1 pseudogene is annotated in these 586 nt (G+C 65.4%); it reads left to right on the forward strand.

From position 1 onward, the window contains the following. A pseudogene (locus tag EN879_RS38135) lies at nucleotides 1–586 on the forward strand (cobyric acid synthase CobQ); the annotation flags it as partial.

Consider the following 586-nt stretch of genomic DNA (forward strand, 5'->3'; position numbering starts at 1 on the left):
GCCGCGACATCGCCAATATGGGCTTTGCCACGCGCGCCGACGTGCCCGTGGTGCTGGTCGGCGACATCGATCGCGGCGGCGTCATCGCTTCGGTGGCCGGCACGCATCTGATCCTCCCGGAAGAGGACCGGCGCATGATCGCCGGCTACCTCATCAACAAGTTCCGCGGCGACGTTTCGCTGTTTGACGACGGCCTGAAGTCGATCGAGACATTCACGGGCTGGCGCTGTTTCGGTGTCGTTCCGTGGCTGAAGGCGGCGGCACGCTTGCCTTCGGAAGATTCGGTGGTGCTGGAGCGGCTGGCGTCCGGCGAAGCGCGCGCGCTGAAGGTGGCGGTGCCGATGCTTGGCCGCATCGCCAATTTCGACGATCTCGACCCGCTCAAGGCTGAGCCGCAGGTCGAGGTGGTGTTCGTGCCGCCGGGAAAGCCGCTGCCCGCCGATGCCGGGCTGGTGGTCATTCCAGGCTCGAAGTCGACAATCGGCGATCTCTTGAAATTCCGCGAGAACGGTTGGGATCGCGACCTTCTTGCGCATCGCAAGCGCGGCGGCCATGTCGTGGGCATTTGCGGCGGCTTCCAGATGCT

The sequence above is a fragment of the Mesorhizobium sp. M7A.F.Ca.AU.002.02.1.1 genome (assembly GCF_003998535.1).
Lineage (GTDB): Bacteria > Pseudomonadota > Alphaproteobacteria > Rhizobiales > Rhizobiaceae > Mesorhizobium > Mesorhizobium ciceri.